General features: G+C 72.6%; 14 protein-coding genes. 5 read left to right on the forward strand and 9 right to left on the reverse strand.

Annotation, left to right across the window (positions count from 1 at the left end):
• Positions 1-76: 76 nt before the first annotated feature.
• Both AB0O53_RS07690 and AB0O53_RS07695 read right to left on the reverse strand, forming a co-directional pair.
• Positions 77-1,033 (reverse strand): spherulation-specific family 4 protein, encoded by a 957-nt coding sequence (locus AB0O53_RS07690; protein WP_350991257.1) that lies wholly within the window; start codon positions 1,031-1,033, stop codon positions 77-79.
• A gap of 187 nt (positions 1,034-1,220) precedes the next feature.
• A complete protein-coding gene (locus tag AB0O53_RS07695; RefSeq protein ID WP_365193832.1) occupies positions 1,221-1,919 on the reverse strand; it encodes a TetR/AcrR family transcriptional regulator in 699 nt (232 codons plus the stop codon).
• A gap of 172 nt (positions 1,920-2,091) precedes the next feature.
• On the opposite strand from AB0O53_RS07695, the gene AB0O53_RS07700 reads away from it, so the two are divergent.
• Positions 2,092-2,556, forward strand: coding sequence for a nitroreductase/quinone reductase family protein (locus AB0O53_RS07700; RefSeq protein ID WP_365193835.1), 465 nt, complete (start codon positions 2,092-2,094; stop codon positions 2,554-2,556).
• A 66-nt stretch (positions 2,557-2,622) separates the two neighbouring features.
• On the opposite strand, the gene AB0O53_RS07705 is transcribed toward AB0O53_RS07700, so the two are convergent.
• The gene (locus AB0O53_RS07705) at positions 2,623-3,825 is read right to left on the reverse strand and encodes a geranylgeranyl reductase family protein (RefSeq protein ID WP_365194168.1); all 1,203 of its coding nucleotides are present in this window, start codon (positions 3,823-3,825) and stop codon (positions 2,623-2,625) included.
• 324 nt (positions 3,826-4,149) lie between these two features.
• Between AB0O53_RS07705 and AB0O53_RS07710 the strand changes: the two genes are divergently transcribed.
• Together AB0O53_RS07710 and AB0O53_RS07715 are read left to right on the forward strand one after the other, a co-directional pair.
• Positions 4,150-5,514, forward strand: coding sequence for a dipeptidase (locus AB0O53_RS07710; protein WP_365193837.1), 1,365 nt, complete (start codon positions 4,150-4,152; stop codon positions 5,512-5,514).
• A gap of 126 nt (positions 5,515-5,640) precedes the next feature.
• Positions 5,641-6,336, forward strand: a complete 696-nt coding sequence (locus AB0O53_RS07715) for an MBL fold metallo-hydrolase (RefSeq protein WP_365193839.1) — start codon at positions 5,641-5,643, stop codon at positions 6,334-6,336.
• A 160-nt stretch (positions 6,337-6,496) separates the two neighbouring features.
• Here the strand turns inward: AB0O53_RS07715 and AB0O53_RS07720 are convergent, their stop codons facing one another.
• Positions 6,497-7,534 carry an NUDIX hydrolase gene (locus tag AB0O53_RS07720; protein ID WP_350991249.1) on the reverse strand — a complete coding sequence of 346 codons (1,038 nt, stop codon included), beginning with the start codon at positions 7,532-7,534 and terminating at the stop codon, positions 6,497-6,499.
• Positions 7,535-7,731: 197 nt separating this feature from the next.
• On the opposite strand from AB0O53_RS07720, the gene AB0O53_RS07725 reads away from it, so the two are divergent.
• Entirely contained in the window at positions 7,732-8,718 is a 987-nt protein-coding gene (locus tag AB0O53_RS07725) for a LacI family DNA-binding transcriptional regulator (RefSeq protein ID WP_350991458.1), read from the forward strand.
• 101 nt (positions 8,719-8,819) lie between these two features.
• On the opposite strand, the gene AB0O53_RS07730 is transcribed toward AB0O53_RS07725, so the two are convergent.
• The 5 genes from AB0O53_RS07730 to AB0O53_RS07750 form a co-directional block, all read right to left on the reverse strand.
• The gene (locus tag AB0O53_RS07730) at positions 8,820-10,118 is read right to left on the reverse strand and encodes a DUF6986 family protein (RefSeq protein ID WP_350991247.1); all 1,299 of its coding nucleotides are present in this window, start codon (positions 10,116-10,118) and stop codon (positions 8,820-8,822) included.
• A 182-nt stretch (positions 10,119-10,300) separates the two neighbouring features.
• Positions 10,301-11,263 carry an electron transfer flavoprotein subunit alpha/FixB family protein gene (locus tag AB0O53_RS07735; RefSeq protein ID WP_350991245.1) on the reverse strand — a complete coding sequence of 321 codons (963 nt, stop codon included), beginning with the start codon at positions 11,261-11,263 and terminating at the stop codon, positions 10,301-10,303.
• Positions 11,264-11,322: 59 nt separating this feature from the next.
• Positions 11,323-12,111 carry an electron transfer flavoprotein subunit beta/FixA family protein gene (locus tag AB0O53_RS07740; protein WP_350991244.1) on the reverse strand — a complete coding sequence of 263 codons (789 nt, stop codon included), beginning with the start codon at positions 12,109-12,111 and terminating at the stop codon, positions 11,323-11,325.
• A 200-nt stretch (positions 12,112-12,311) separates the two neighbouring features.
• The gene (locus AB0O53_RS07745; RefSeq protein ID WP_350991242.1) at positions 12,312-12,866 is read right to left on the reverse strand and encodes a flavin reductase family protein; all 555 of its coding nucleotides are present in this window, start codon (positions 12,864-12,866) and stop codon (positions 12,312-12,314) included.
• A 283-nt stretch (positions 12,867-13,149) separates the two neighbouring features.
• Complete coding sequence (locus tag AB0O53_RS07750; protein ID WP_365194171.1) at positions 13,150-13,449, reverse strand: TlpA family protein disulfide reductase; 300 nt, start codon at positions 13,447-13,449, stop codon at positions 13,150-13,152.
• Positions 13,450-13,774: 325 nt separating this feature from the next.
• On the opposite strand from AB0O53_RS07750, the gene AB0O53_RS07755 reads away from it, so the two are divergent.
• On the forward strand, positions 13,775-14,497 hold the full coding sequence (locus tag AB0O53_RS07755; RefSeq protein ID WP_350991241.1) for a lysophospholipid acyltransferase family protein: 723 nt from the start codon (positions 13,775-13,777) through the stop codon (positions 14,495-14,497).
• Positions 14,498-14,550: the final 53 nt, after the last annotated feature.

Here is a 14,550-nt window from a genome sequence, read left to right on the forward strand (position 1 = left end):
CACGCAGACCGCCCCGGCGCCCGCTGCCGCATTCCGCATTCCGCATTCCGCATGTACGGTCCCGGCCACCGCCGCCCTAGCCGAGCGTGGCCGCGTACCTGGTCTGGGAGGTGTACTTCCATGTCGGGCCCGTGTTCCAGGGGTTGGGCATGACGGTGTCGGTGGCGTAGGCGTAGCCGGCGCCCCGGTCGAAGGCCGTGCGGAGGGTGGCGCGCATCGCCGTGTCGTCGGGGACGTCGTGGACCAGGTGCCAGAACGCCGTTCCGCTCGGGTCGAGTTCGGTGCCGGGCCGGTAGCCGGAGTCGTGGTCGAAGACGTTGCCGCCGAGCCAGCCGGCTCCGGTGTACGCGGCGTAGGTGTCCTCGTAGGTGACGAAGACGTCCGCGGTGCGCCGGCCGGGCTCCAGGTAGCAGTCGGCTATGGCGGTGCCGGGGTTGTTGACGACGAGGTCGGGGGCGGCGGGGTCCACGGCATCCATGGTGTCCTGGACGTAGCGGCGCAGCTCGGCGTAGTGGTCGCGGGTGGCGTTGGCGGGGCCGCAGTCGCGGCTGACGACGTCGAAGAAGATGCCGTCGACGTGGAGGCGGCCGTCGGGGGTCTTGAGGTAGTTGTCGACGGAGGCCTTGACGGCGGCGATGTCGCGGTTGCCGTGGTCGGTGTGGACGTATCCGAGCACCTTGGTCCGCTCGCCGGTGGAGGTGGTGCGGGCGCGGAGCGCGTCGGCGCGGGCCCGCCAGGGGGCGCCGAAGGGGGCGTCGCCGTTGCCCGGGTTGAGGACGACCACGGAGGGGGCCGGGGCGGCGGCGGTGAGGTCGGTCAGCATCCGGTCGTTCGCCATCACGTAGGCGGGGACGCCGATCTCCAGGCCCCGCACGCCGGGCATCCGGGGGGTGGGCGGCGGGCCGGGCGCCGGGGAGGCGGCCCGCGCGGACCCGGTGGACGCCTCGCGCGGCGACGTGGCGACGGAGGGCGCCGGCGCCGCCAGTAAGACGGTGGCCAGGACGGCGTACAAGGCCTTCTCGGCGCGAGGCATGAACGTTTCCTCCGGTGGAGGCGGGGTGGGGGGACCCGAGGAACACTAGACGGACGGCCCGTCGTTCAAGGCTGAACCTCCTGGATTGGCCCGAGGAACAGACGAGCGAGCCATCGCCCCATCACGTGAATTCCCGCAGGGGCGCACCCCTCCCCCGCCCTCCTGTCATAGGGCGGTCATACGGCGCTCATACCGCGGTCAGTCCGACCCCGTGCGCCAACTGCCCCGCCGCGTGGGTGAAGAAGGCGGACCGTTCCTCGACGACCCGGTTGAACTGGCCGAACAGTTCGAAGGAGACCAGCCCGGCCAGCTGCGCCCAGGCGGCGACGAGCGCGGCGACGACCGCCGGGGGCAGGCCCTCGGCGAAGTCGGCGGCCATCCGGGCGGCTTCGGGACCGAGGGCGGACGGCAGCGGCGGGAGGGCGAGGCCGCGCCCCTCGTAGGCGGAGCGGACGATGCCGATGAGGACGTTGCCGACCCGGGAGGCGGGTCCGACGGTGTCGTCGGGGGCGCTGTAGCCGGGGACCGGGGAGCCGTAGACCAGGGCGTATTCGTGCGGGTGCTCCAGCGCCCACGTGCGGACGGCCTCGCAGGCGGCGATCCAGCGGTCGCGGGGCGCGGCGCCGGCGGCGAGGGCCCGGGCGTCGGCTTCCTCGGCGGCGCCGCCGAGGCTGTCGTACGCGTCGATGATGAGCGCGGTCAGCAGCTCGTCGCGGCTCGGGAAGTAGCGGTAGAGGGCGGAGGAGACCATGCCGAGTTCGCGGGCGACGGCGCGCAGGGAGAGCTTGGCGGCCCCTTCGGCCGCCAGCCGGCGGCGCGCCTCGTCCTTGATGGCGGCGGTGACCTCGATGCGGGCCCGTTCCCTGGCCCCTCGCACGGTGTTCATGCGGGCCAGTGTGCCACGCGGGCGGAGCACCGCCCAGGAAACGGATTACCGCTCTCTTTCGAGAGCACTGCTCTTGCTTTGGCGCACCGATCCAGTGCACACTGGAATCAAGCGAGAGCAGTGCTCTCGAAGTGCAGACGACGGCAACGCAGAAGACGGCCCGGAGGTCATCGTGAACGCGCCCACCACCCCGTACTACGTCCAGGCCGGCCCGCTCGTCACCCGCTTCAACGCGTTCTTCGGCAAGCTGGCCCGCGTCGGGATCAGCCTGGCCGGCAGCGCCGAGCTCTCGGTGCGCGGCCGCACCTCCGGCAAGCTGCAGCGCATCCCGGTCAATCCGCACACGTACGAGGGCGCCGAGTACCTCGTCTCGGCGCGCGGCCACTCCCAGTGGGTCCGCAACATGCGGGTCGCGGGCGGCGGCGAGCTGCGCGTGGGGCGCAAGGTGCGCGCGTTCACCGTCGTCGAGATCACCGACCCGGTCGAGAAGGCCGCGATCCTGCGCACCTACCTGGAGAAGTGGGGCTGGGAGGTCAACCAGTTCTTCCGCGGCGTCGACGCGAAGGCGTCCGACGCCGAGATCCGGGCGATCGCCGGAGACCACCCGGTCTTCCGGATCGTCCCGGCGCCGCGCTGACCCCTCCAGAGCCGGCACCATCCCGATCCGGCGGGCCGCCGGATCGGGATGGACGGCCGACCGGCCCTACGCCCCGTCGCCGTTGCGGGCGGCCGCCGCCTGCCGCGCGTCCAGCACGTGCAGCGCCTTGCGCGCCAGCGGGTACGTACGCACCATGTCGGCCAGGGTCGTCGCGCCCCGCGTGATGCGGGCGAAGGCCCGCCAGGCCGGACGGAACCCGGTGATCGCCGCGTGCAGCAGCCCCGGCCGGGCCTCGAAGACGGTCAGCATCCGCTTGCCGACCCCCATCTCCACACCCAGCCCGGCCTTCACCGCGAAGGCGTAGTTCAGGGCCTGGCGGCGCGCGTCCACGGCGTCCTGCGCCTCGGAGATCTTCACCGCCCACTCCCCCGCGAGCCGCCCCGAGCGCAGCGCGAAGGAGATGCCCTCACGCGTCCACGGCTCCAGCAGTCCGGCCGCGTCTCCCGCGACCAGCACCCGGCCGCGGGAGAGCGGCGAATCCGGCTTGCGACACCGGGTCAGGTGCCCGGAGGAGACGGCCGGTTCGAAGCCGGCGAGCCCGAGCCGGGCGATGAAGTCGTCCAGGTACCGCTTGGTCGCGGCCCCTTCGCCCTTCGCCGAGATCACGCCGACGGTGAGGGTGTCGCCCTTGGGGAAGACCCAGCCGTAACTGCCGGGCAGCGGGCCCCAGTCGATCAGCACCCGCCCCTTCCAGTCCTCAGCCACCGTCGCGGGGACGGGGATCTCCGCCTCCAGGCCGAGGTCCACCTGGTCCATCTCGACGCCCACGTGCGCGCCGATCCGGCTCGCGCTGCCGTCCGCGCCGACCACCGCGCGCGCCAGGACGGTCTCCCCGTCGGCGAGCACCACGGCCACGGTCCGCCGGTCGGGCACGGCCGCCCCGTGCTGTTCCACCCGGGTCGCGGCGGTGCCCGTACGGACGGTGGCGCCGGCCTTCTCCGCCTCCGCGACCAGGCCTGCGTCGAACTCGGGCCGGTTGATCAGCCCGAACAGCATGTGCTTCGAGCGACGGGTGCGGGTCAGCTTGCCGTCCATCGAGAAGGTGACCGCGTGGATGCGGTCCTTGAGGGGCAGGACGAAGCCCGGCGGGAGCGCGTCGCGCGAGGGGCCGATGATGCCGCCGCCGCAGGTCTTGTAGCGGGGCAGTTCGGCCTTCTCCAGCAGCAGGACACGACGCCCCGCCGTGGCCGCCGCGTGCGCGGCCGAGGACCCGGCGGGCCCGGCTCCGACCACGACCACGTCCCACACTTCGCCGGCTCCCCCGGCCACCTCGTCGCCCGCCCCCTGCTCGGCAGGGCCCGCGCCCTGGCCCACGCCTGCGTCCGCGTCGGCGCCCATGCCTGCGCCTGCATCCGCACCTGCGTCGCGTACGTCGTCGTCGCTGCTCACGATGTGTTGCTGCTCCTGATCACCCGGTTGCTCCGATGCCGGGGAAATCCTACGGCGAGACACCGCCCCACCCTCGCTGTGCGAGGATCAAGACTGTCTTCTGCCGTACCCGGCATACGCACACCCCGCACATGCGCGGGACGCGTACACGGATACAACGTCGCACCCAAAAGGAGCGTGCCCATGTCCCAGAATCCGATCGCCGAGACCATCGCCTCGCTGATGCCCCGCGCCAAGCAGGAGCTGACCGAGCTGGTGGCCTTCCAGTCGGTGGCGGACTGGGCGCAATTCCCCAAGAGCGAGAGCGAGGGCGCGGCGAACTGGGTGGCCGACGCCCTGCGCGCCGAGGGCTTCCAGGACGTGGCCCTGCTCGACACCCCCGACGGCACCCAGTCGGTGTACGGCTTCCTGCCCGGCCCCGAGGGCGCGCCGACCGTCCTGCTCTACGCGCACTACGACGTCCAGCCGCCGCTGGACGACGCCGCCTGGATCTCCCCGGCCTTCGAGCTGACCGAGCGCGACGGCCGCTGGTACGGGCGCGGCGCGGCCGACTGCAAGGGCGGGTTCATCATGCACCTGCTGGCGCTGCGCGCGCTGAAGGCCAACGGCGGTGTGCCGGTGAGCGTGAAGGTCATCGTCGAGGGTTCCGAGGAGCAGGGCACGGGCGGTCTCCAGCAGCACGCGGAGGCGCACCCGGAGCTGCTGGAGGCCGACACCATCGTCATCGGCGACGCCGGCAACTTCCGGCTCGGCCTGCCGACCGTGACCGCCACCCTGCGCGGCATGTGCCTGCTGAAGGTGAAGATCGACACGCTCGGCGGCAACCTGCACTCCGGCGTGTTCGGCGGGGCCGCGCCCGACGCGCTGGCCGCGCTGATCCGCGTACTCGACTCGCTGCGCGCCGCGGACGGTTCGACGACCGTGGACGGACTCGCCTCGGACGAGGTGTGGGAGGGCCTGCAGTACCCGGAGGCGGACTTCCGCGCCGACGCGAAGGTCCTGGACGGGGTCGAGCTGATCGGCGCGGGCACCGTCGCCGACCGGCTGTGGGCCCGTCCGGCCGTCACCGTCCTCGGCATCGACTGCCCGCCCGTGGTCGGCGCGACGCCGTCGGTGCACGCGAGCGCGGGCGCGCTGATCAGCCTGCGCGTGCCGCCGGGCGTGGACACCGGCCAGGCCGTCAAGCTGCTGCAGGCCCACCTGGAGGCGCACACGCCGTGGAAGGCGCGCCTCGAACTGGAGGTCGTCGGCCAGGGCCAGCCGTTCCGGGCGGACACCGACAGCCCGGCGTACGCGTCGATGCGCACGGCCCTGGAGGCCGCCTACCCGGGGCAGGAGATGCAGATCTCCGGCATGGGCGGGTCGATCCCGCTGTGCAACACCCTCACGTCGCTGTACCCGCAGGCGGAGATGCTGCTGATCGGGCTGAGCGAGCCGGAGGCGCAGATCCACGCGGTCAACGAGAGCGTCTCGCCCGAGGAGCTGGAGCGCCTGTCGGTGGCCGAGGCCCTGTTCCTCGTCGGCTACGCGGAGTCCAAGCGCGCCTGACCCCGATCCGGGGGCCGATGGCGGCCGCCGCCGACGTGTACGCCCAGGGCGCAGTGCGCCCTGGGCGTACTGCGCTCACGGTGAAGTTACGTGCCGGGGGCGGCGGGCGGTCCGTAGGTTCACCGTATGGATCTTGTCGAAGTCATTCCGAACCGGCTCCACATGCTCCGCTTCCCCATCGGCCAGGCCTACCTCTGGCAGGACGGCGAAGCGCTCACCCTCGTCGACGCGGGCAACGCAGGTTCCGCCGCGGAGATCGAAGGGGCGATACGTTCCCTCGGGCTGCTGCCCGGGCGGCTGGAGCGGATCGTCCTCACGCACTGCCACCGCGACCACGTGGGCGCGGCCGCTGAACTCGCCGCCCGCTGGGGGGCGGCGGTACTCGCGCACGGGCTGGACGCGCCGGTGGTCCGCGGCGAGCGGCCCGTTCCCGAACCGGTGCTCCTGGACTGGGAGATCCCGCTGTACGAGCACGGCCTGACCGTCCCGCAGGCCCCGCCCACCCCTGTCGACCGGGAGTTGGAGGACGGGGACGCGCTGGGCTTCGGGGACGGGGCGTACGTCGTCCACGCCCCGGGCCACACGGACGGCAGCATCGCCGTCCATCTCCCGCAGCACGGCGTGCTGTTCACGGGCGACTGCGTGGCCGCGGTCGGCCCGCTGATGCTGGGCGTCTTCAACGTCGACCGCGGCCGGGCGGTGGAGTCCTTCCGCCGGCTGGCCGCCCTCGCGCCGTCGGTCGCCTGCTTCGGCCACGGCGACCCCCTGACGGTGGACACCGCCGCGGCCCTGGCCGAGGCCGCCGCCGAAACGCCGGCCTGACCTCGCCGGCGAGTGAGCCGAAGGGGCGCGCCGGGGAGTGAGGGCGAGCGCGCGGAGGAAACCGCGAGGCACGAGGGGTTTTCGAGCACGTACGCCGTCACGAGCCGGCACACGGCGCCCCGGAGGCGAACCGAGCCCGTAAAACGGCGAGCGCGCCGCCTCAGCCGGTGGGGACGCCCGCCTCCAGGTAGAGGGGGCGGGCGCGTTCCCGGGCGCGCAGGGCCCAGCGCAGGCGCTCGTAGCGGTGCTGCGGGAGCAGCTCGGCGGCTTCGGCCTCCGTCACGAAGCGCCAGGCCCGCAGTTCGGGACCGGGCAGCCGGAGGCGGGCGGCCGCCTCTTCGGTGAGGCGGCCGCCGTCGAAGAGCAGGCGCAGCCCTCCGTAGCCGGGGGGCTGCGGGCGTTCCCAGTCGACCACGAGGAGCCCGGGCGTCCGGTCCAGTACGAGGCCGAGTTCCTCGGCGACCTCCCGTACGCCGGCGCAGGCGGGGGCCTCGCCCGCTTCGACGACGCCTCCCGGGAACTCCCAGCCCGCCTTGTACGTCGGATCCACCAGCAGCACCCGGTCCTGCTCGTCGAAGAGCAGCACCCCGGCCGCCACCGTCTCCCGCGTGGGCTCCGGGGTCTGCACGATGTCGCAGACCCGGGCGGTCTCGGAGCGGACTGCTTCGGCGATCCGCTCGGCGGTCTCCCGTACGGTCAGGAGCCCGTTGTCGATGACGTGCGCGTCGCCGGTGAGCCAGCCGAGGGCCTCCTGGTAGGCGGGGATGTGGTCGTAGGACCACTGCCGGACCCGTACGTCCACCTCCTCGGGCGCCCCGGGCTCCGTGCGGGTCGCGATCCGCTCCCGAAGGATCGTTTCAGCAGGGGCGAGCAGCACGTGCCGCACCGGTATCCGCCGCGCGGCCAGCCCGCCGAAGATCTCGTCCCGGTACTCCTGGCGCAGCAGGGTCATCGGGACGACGAGCACTCCGCCGATCTCGGCGAGCATCGCCGCGGCCGTGTCCACGACCAGTCGCCGCCAGCTCGGCAGGTCCTGGTAGTCGGTGACTTCGGCCAGCCGCTTGGGCGGCAGCAGCACGCGCAGCGCGTCGCCGACGAGCTCCGGGTCGAACAGGGTGCTGTCCGGGAGGATTCCGGTCAGTTCACGGGCCGTGCTGGTCTTCCCGGCGCTGAACGTGCCGTTGATCCAGACAATCACGTCTACCCCTCTCCCCATGGCTCGTCCGGAGCCCCCAGTGGCCTGCCCGCCCCACCCTGCCACGAAAACCTCACTATCGGCCGAGTGCTTATCCTCAAGGTCACGAGCCCGCACGCTCGCCCGCGTACGAGGGAGGATTCACGACCGTGCCCCACAACCACCGCCCGTCCGACCCCCGCTACGGCAACCGGCCGACCATGAAGGACGTGGCGGCCCGGGCGGGAGTCGGCCTGAAGACGGTGTCCCGGGTGGTCAACGGCGAGCCGGGTGTCACCCCCGAGACGGAGAAGCGGGTCCAGGAGGCCATCGAGGCCCTGGGTTTCCGCCGCAACGACAGCGCGCGGGTGCTGCGCAAGGGCCGTACCGCCACCGTCGGCCTGGTCCTGGAGGACCTCGCCGACCCCTTCTACGGTCCGCTGAACCGGGCGGTGGAGGAGGTGGCCCGCGCGCACGGGGCCCTGCTCATCAACGGCTCCAGTGCGGAGGACCCGGACCGGGAGCGGGAGTTGGCGCTCGCGCTGTGCGCCCGCCGGGTGGACGGCCTGATCGTGATCCCGGCCGGGAACGACCACCGTTACCTGGAGCCGGAGATCCGGGCGGGCGTGGCCACGGTGTTCGTGGACCGGCCGGCCGGCGGGATCGACGCCGACGTGGTGCTGTCGGACAACTTCGGCGGGGCCCGCGGCGGTGTCGCGCACCTGATCGCGGGCGGCCACCGCAGGATCGGCTTCATCGGGGACCACCCCCGCATCCACACGGCGACGGAACGCCTGCGCGGCTACCGCGCGGCCATGACGGAGGCGGGCCTTCCCGTGGCCGGATCCTGGGTCTCGCTCGGCTCGACCGAGCCCGGCAGGGTCGCGGCGGCGGCGCGGGCGATGCTCGCGGGCCCGGAGCCGGTGACCGCCGTCTTCGCCGGCAACAACCGGGTGACGGTCACCGTGGTCCGCGTCCTGGCCTCCGTTCAACGCCCGGTGGCGCTGGTGGGCTTCGACGACTTCGAGCTGGCCGACCTGCTGCGGCCGGGCGTCACGGTGGTCGCCCAGGACCCGGCGGCGCTGGGACGGGTGGCCACGGACCGGCTCTTCCAGCGCCTGTCGGGCACCGGCCTCCGCCCGACCCGGACCGAGCTCCCCACCCGCCTGATCCCCCGCGGCTCGGGCGAACTCCCGCCTGCGGGCTGATCCCCACCGGACGGTCCCGGGCCGCCCGGTGCCGCCCGGGCGTGAACGCGCGGCGGCCCGGCCCCGGTGGAAGGGGGCCGGGCCGCCGGCGGACGACCGGGTCAGGCGGTGGCCGTCAGGGTGGCCGAGCGGCGCGGGATCGCGAAGGCGTCGAGTTCGGCGCGGGTCAGGCCGGTCAGGGCGGTGACCTCGTCGGCGCCCACCGCGCCGCAGTCGAGGCCGCGGACGAGGTAGCCGGCCAGGGCCTTGGCGGTCGCGGGCTCGTCCATCACGTCGCCCTCGATCTTGGCCACGTACGCCTTCAGGCGCGCGGCGGCGGCCTGGAGGCCCTCGCGGTAGAAGGTGAAGACGGCCGCGTAACGGGTCGGCAGGTGCGCCGGGTGCATGTCCCAGCCCTGGTAGTAGGCGCGGGCCAGGGCCCGGCGGGTCAGGCCGTAGTGGAGCTTCCAGCCCTCGTGGACCTTCTCCGTGGTGCCGATCGGCAGCACGTTGGTGGAGCCGTCGGAGACGCGTACGCCGGTGCCGGCGGCAGCGACCTGCATGATCGCCTTCGCGTGGTCGGCGGCGGGGTGGTCGCTGGCCTGGTACGCGGCGGAGACGCCGACGCAGGCGCTGTAGTCGAAGGTGCCGTAGTGCAGGCCGGTGGCGCGGCCCTTGGCGGCCTCGATCATCCGGGCGACGGTGGCGGTGCCGTCGGAGGCCAGGATGGACTGGCTGGTCTCGATCTGGATCTCGAAGCCGATCCGGCCCGGGCGCAGGCCGCGGGTGGTCTCGAAGGCCTCCAGCAGCTTGACGAAGGCGCTGACCTGCTCGGCGTAGGTGACCTTCGGGAGGGTCAGGACGAGGCCCTCGGGGAGGCCGCCGTGCTCCAGCAGGCCGGAGAGGAAGATGTCGGTGGTGCGGATGCCGCGGTCGCGGACGTTGGATTCCATGCACTTCATGCGGATGCCCATGTACGGCGCGTTGGTGCCGTTGGAGAAGGCCTCCGAGACGAGGCGGGCGGCGCGGGCCGCGGCCTGGTCCTCCTCCTCGTCGGAGCGGACGCCGAAGCCGTCCTCGAAGTCGACGCGGAGGTCCTCTACGGGCTCGCGCAGGAGCTTGGCGCGCACGCGGTCGTAGACCGGTACGGCCAGCTCGTCGGAGATGCCGAGGACCTTGGCGAAGGTGGCGGCGTCCGGGGCGTGCTCGTCGAGTGCGGCCAGGGCCTGGTCGCCCCAGGAGCGGATGGTGTCGGCGGCGAAGACGTCACCGGGCACGTAGACCGTGTGGATGGGCTGCCGGGTGCCGGGGTCGCCCGGGTAGTGGCGCGCGAGCTCCGCGTCCACCGGCGCGAGGGAGGCGCTGATGCCCTCGCTGACCGCGCCTGCGAGGCTCGTCGCCACCTTCTCCTGCTGACCCATCGTGCACTCTCCTCTTTTCCGCTTCACGGAAGCTTAGATCCGCATAGCAGAATTTAGTCACGCGGTTCCGCTCCGTCAATGGTCCCCCGGCCGGCTGGGACAAACGACTCGGGGCCGTGCGGTGAGAATCACCACACGGCCCCGAAGAAGCAATGCTACGAAGAGAAGCGCAGGTCAGGCGGTCAGCCCTTGCGCGCCTTGATCTCCGTGGTCAGCTGCGGGACGACCGCGAAGAGGTCGCCGACCACGCCGTAGTCGACGAGGTCGAAGATCGGGGCCTCGGCGTCCTTGTTGATGGCCACGATGGTCTTCGAGGTCTGCATGCCGGCCCGGTGCTGGATCGCGCCCGAGATGCCGGAGGCGATGTAGAGCTGCGGGGAGACCGACTTGCCGGTCTGGCCGACCTGGTTGGTGTGCGGGTACCAGCCGGCGTCGACGGCGGCGCGCGAGGCGCCGACGGCCGCACCGAGGGAGTCCGCGAGCTCCTCGATGATGCCGAAGTTCTCGGCACCATTGACGCCACGGCCGCCGGAGACGACGATCGCGGCCTCGGTCAGCTCGGGACGGCCGGTCGACTCGCGCGGGGTGCGGGCGGTGACCTTGGTACCGGTGGCCAGGGCGCCGAAGGTGACGGCGAGCGCCTCGACGGCGCCGGCGGCCGGAGCGGCCTCGACCGGGGCCGAGTTCGGCTTCACGGTGATGACCGGGGTGCCCTTGGAGACGCGGGACTTGGTGGTGAACGAGGCGGCGAAGGCCGACTGCGTCGCGACCGGGCCCTCGTCACCCGCCTCCAGGTCGACGGCGTCGGTGATGATGCCGGAGCCGATGCGCACGGCGAGGCGGGCGGCGATCTCCTTGCCCTCGGCGGAGGACGGGACGAGCACGGCGGCCGGGGAAACGGCGTCGTACGCGGCCTGGAGCGCGTCCACCTTCGGTACGACGAGGTACTCGGTGAACTCGGGGGCGTCGGCGGTGAGGACCTTGACCGCGCCGTGCTCGGCGAGCACCGCGGCGGTGGCGTCGGCACCGGCGCCCAGGGCGACGGCGACGGGCTCGCCGATGCGGCGGGCCAGCGTCAGCAGCTCGAGGGTGGGCTTGCGGACGGCGCCGTCCACGTGGTCGACGTAGACGAGAACTTCAGCCATGGGACTGCTCTCCTGCGATTGCGAAGTGTCTGGGGGCTAGTGAGGGGTGGCCGAAGCTCTTAGATGAACTTCTGGCCGGCCAGGAACTCGGCCAGCTGCTTGCCGCCCTCGCCCTCGTCCTTGACGATCGTGCCGGCGGTACGGGCCGGGCGCTGCGCGGCGGAGTCGACCGCGGTCCAGGAGCCTTCCAGGCCGACCTCGTCGGCCTCGATCTCCAGGTCCTCCAGGTCCCAGGACTCGACCGGCTTCTTCTTCGCGGCCATGATGCCCTTGAAGGACGGGTAGCGGGCCTCGCCCGACTGGTCCGTCACCGAGACGAGCGCGGGGAGGGAGGCCTCCAGCTGCTCGCTCGCGGTGTCGCCGTCGCGGCGGCCGGTCACGGTGCCGTCCTCGACCTTGACCTCGGAGAGCAGGGTGGCCTGCGGGACGCCCAGGCGCTCGGCCAGGATCGCCGGGAGGACGCCCATGGTGCCGTCGGTCGACGCCATGCCCGTGATGACCAGGTCGTAGCCGGCCTTCTCGATGGCCTTGGCGAGCACCAGCGAGGTGCCCATGACGTCCGTGCCGTGCAGGTCGTCGTCCTCGACGTGGATGGCCTTGTCGGCGCCCATCGAGAGCGCCTTGCGCAGCGCGTCCTTGGCGTCCTCGGGGCCCACCGTCAGAACGGTGATCTCGACGTCGTCGTCCGAGTTCTCGGAGATCTGCAGCGCCTGCTCGACGGCGTACTCGTCGAGCTCCGACAGCAGGCCGTCGACGTCGTCACGGTTGACGGTCAAGTCCTCGGTGAACTGCCGGTCGCCAGTGGCGTCGGGCACGTACTTCACACAGACAACGATCCTCAGGCTCACGCCGGCTCTCCTACCGCATCGTCTTTTCGTGTACCGCCTTATGCAGGCAGCATAGGCGCCTTGTCGGGCGGATCCCGATCGGGGCGGCCCGCGCCCCGAAGGGAATGTTACTCGTCAGTACACCGTGGGTCCCACCAAGTCGCAAGGTCGGCGAACTGTGATCTGCCCAACGCCGCCCGGGCCGCCCCAGCAGGGACGATTCAGTCGCGCAGCGCGTTGAAGCGCCCCTGGTGGTACAGCAGCGGACGGCCTTCCCCGGCCGGATCCCCCACGACCGCCTGAGCGATGATCACACGGTGCTCCCCGGCGGGCACCCTCGCCACCACCCGGCAGACCAGCCACGCCAGCACCCCGTCCAGCACCGGAACCCCGTGGGCGCCGACGGCCCAGCCGGTGTCCGGACCGAAACGGTCGGCTCCGCTCCGCGCGAACAGGCCGGCCAGCTCCCGTTGGTGCTCGCCGAGTATGTGGACGCCGAGGTACTCGCTGTCGCGCACCGCGGGCCAGCTGGAGGCTCCGGTGCCGATGGTGAAGGAGAGCAGCGGCGGATCGGCGGAGACGGAGTTCAGCGAGGTGGCCGTGAAGCCCACCGGCCGGCCGTCGTCCTGGGCGGTGATCACGGCGACTCCGGCGGCGTGCTGCCGGAAGACGGAGCGCAGGAGATCGGGCGAGCCGGGACGGCCGGCACCGGAAAGAGAGGGAGCGGGAAGAGGGGAAGCGGCCGTCGGGACCGTCGGGGCCGTCGGAGCACTCATCAGGGTTCTGCCTTCTGCCGCGGGACACGCGGGCACAGTCGGGATCAGGGACGGGACGTTCAGTGATCCGGACAGCGCGCGCTCGCGTGGCGGACGAGGTCCACATGGAACCGTCCGTAGAGCAGGAGTTCATACCGCATACCGTCAGACTGACGATCTCCCGTGGACCCAGTCAAGCGGGATCGGGCAGATGTCGGGCGCGTCACGCGGTGTGCGGGCGTGCGCACCGGCGCGACCGGCACCCCGGCCCCCGGCCCGTTCCCGTCGGTGTTCGCACCCCTGGTCATACGGCGGCGCCGAGCGCGGCGATCACGTCGACCTTGCGCGGCATGCCGGCCGCCCGCCGCACGACGCGGCCCGTGGCGTCCAGTACGAGCACGGTCGGGGTCTTCTCGATGCCGAGGGCCCGCACCAGGTCGAGCCGCTCCTCGGCGTCGATCTCGATGTGCGCGACGCCCTCGACCATGGCCGCGACCTCGGCGAGGATCCGCCGCGTGGCCCGGCAGGGCTGGCAGAAGGCGCTGGAGAACTGCACCAGGCTGGCCCGGGGCCCCGGCTCCGCGCCCAGCTCCGCGGCGCCCAGGCGGGCCGGCCCGCCACCGGACCGGCCGTCGGACCCGTCGCCGGAACTGCCGCCCCGCCCGTCTTCCCGTCCGCCTTCCCGCCCGAGCACCCGCACTCCCGTCACACCGTCGCCTTCGTCTACGCACATGATCGTCGTACGCTCGTACGTGGATGGGACACCCGGCGGGCCCACGGCATTCCCGGCGTGACGAGAATCTCCCCGGGTAGGGGCGTCTGGACTGGCCACCGGCCCTCGTTTGGGGCACCATCCCCAATGGTCGCGTACCTACGCTTCCGTAACTTCCGGCCGGGAGCACCTCCCCAGGCAGAAAGCGGGTCTCCCCATGGCTGAGCTCGTCTACCCTCCGGTGATCGGCGCCGCGCACGGGCTGTTCCGCGCGCTGGACATCCGCATCGACATGAAGGGCACCGAGAACATCCCCCGCAAAGGCGGTGCGGTCCTGGTGTCGAACCACATCGGATACCTCGACTTCATCTTCGCCGGCCTGACGGCGCGGCCGCAGAAGCGCCTGGTGCGCTTCATGGCGAAGGAGTCGGTGTTCCGGCACAAGGTGTCCGGCCCGCTGATGCGCGCGATGAAGCACATCCCGGTGGACCGCAAGCAGGGCGAGACGGCCTACCAGCACGCGCTGGAGTCGCTGCGTTCCGGTGAGATCATCGGCGTCTTCCCCGAGGCGACGATCTCCCAGTCCTTCACCCTGAAGAGCTTCAAGTCGGGTGCGGCCCGCATGGCGCAGGAGGCCGGCGTCCCGCTGATCCCGGTGGCGCTGTGGGGCACGCAGCGGCTGTGGACCAAGGGCCGCCCGAAGAACCTCAAGCGCAGCCACATCCCCGTGACGATGCGGGTGGGCGAGCCGATCGAGGCTCCCGCCGACCAGTACGCCGGGGCGATCACGCGGCGGCTGCGCGAGCGGGTGCAGGAGCTGCTGGACGCGGCCCAGCGCGCCTACCCGGAGAAGCCTCGGGGCGCCGAGGACTCGTGGTGGCTGCCGGCCCACCTGGGCGGTACGGCCCCGACCGCGGCCCAGGTGCGCGAAGCGGGCTGAGCCCTCCGCGCGGCACGGTGCGGCTCCGCCCCGGGGAGGAGCGGAGCCGGCGG

It is taken from the genome of Streptomyces erythrochromogenes, from assembly GCF_040684695.1.
Classification (GTDB): Bacteria; Actinomycetota; Actinomycetes; order Streptomycetales; family Streptomycetaceae; genus Streptomyces; species Streptomyces erythrochromogenes_C.